The sequence below is a fragment of the Mycobacterium sp. TH-M106 genome (assembly GCF_057473765.1).
Map to the genome: position 1 here is coordinate 1 of NZ_JBYCLE010000624.1, position 1,165 is coordinate 1,165.

Here is a 1,165-nt window from a genome sequence, read left to right on the forward strand (position 1 = left end):
GTTCGGGCCGACGCTGACGACGCGGTCCACCAGATGCGGGTGACCAGCCGCAAGATCCGCAGCCTGCTGCGGGTCTCCCCGAACTCGTTCGGGCTGAACGGCAAGACCTGGATCCTCGACGAGCTCCGCGAGCTGGCCGGCGTGCTGGGTATCGCCCGAGACGCCGAGGTGCTTGCCCAGCGCTATCAGCTGGCCCTGGACCGGCTGCCACCCGAGCTGGTACGCGGTCCGATCGCCGAACGCCTGGTCGGTGGCGCGCGGCGGCGGTATCGAACCGGCCTGAAGCGGTCCCTGATCGCGCTGCGGTCGACGCGATACTTCGCGCTGCTCGACGCGCTGGACGCAGTGGTGACCGGCTCGGCACCGACCGGGTCCGATGCCGAAACCGCGCCGGTGGACCTCGATGCCGCCTACAAACGTGTGCGGAAGGCAGCCAGGGCCGCGGCCCAAGCCGCCGAAGAAGACCGTGACAAAGCTCTGCACCAAACGCGCATCAGCGCCAAGCGGCTGCGTTACACCGCGGCGGCGACCGGAGCGACCAGGGTGGCCGAGCAGGCCAAGTTCATCCAGACGCTGCTCGGTGACCATCAAGACAGCGTGGTCAGTCGCCAGCACCTGTCCCGGGAGGCCGCTGCCGCCCACGCCGCCGGGGAAGACACCTTCACCTACGGTCTGCTCTACCAGCAGGAGGCGGACCTGGCCCGCAGTTGTCGTGAGCAGCTCGACGCGGCACTGCGCAAGCTCGACAAGGCGGCGCGCAAGGCCCGCAGGTGAAGCCGCCCCGGCAGGGCGGGCGAGTTGGCCTGTAAGCCGGATTCTGTTCCACACCGCCATGCCTGGCGGTGCAGCGGCGACCATCCATCTGGACACACCGTCGCCGGGTGCCTCAAGCGGCCTACCCGCAGACTCGGGCGAGCAACCCTCGGACGCCTGCGCGACCGCACCGCAGTGCGGCCTTCTTGGCCTTGCTTCGGGTGGGGTTTGCCGAGCCATCCCGGTCACCCGGAATGCTGGTGCGCTCTTACCGCACCGTTTCACCCTTACCACCGGGCCAGCTAGCGCCAGCTCGGTGGCGGTCTGTTTTCTGTGGCACTTTCCCGCGAGTCACCTCGGATTGCTGTTGGCAATCACCCTGCTCTGTGAAGTCCGGACTTTCCTCGACCCG

At 68.6% G+C, this 1,165-nt stretch carries 1 protein-coding gene and 1 other RNA gene; one reads left to right on the plus strand and one right to left on the minus strand.

Annotation, left to right across the window (positions count from 1 at the left end; genetic code table 11):
• The coding region (locus AC2VOP_RS21015; RefSeq protein WP_486962762.1) for a CHAD domain-containing protein at positions 1-774 on the plus strand (774 nt) is incomplete at its 5' end.
• 16 nt (positions 775-790) lie between these two features.
• Here the strand turns inward: AC2VOP_RS21015 and rnpB are convergent.
• Positions 791-1,165: RNase P RNA component class A (gene rnpB, locus AC2VOP_RS21020), an RNA gene on the minus strand; the annotation flags it as partial.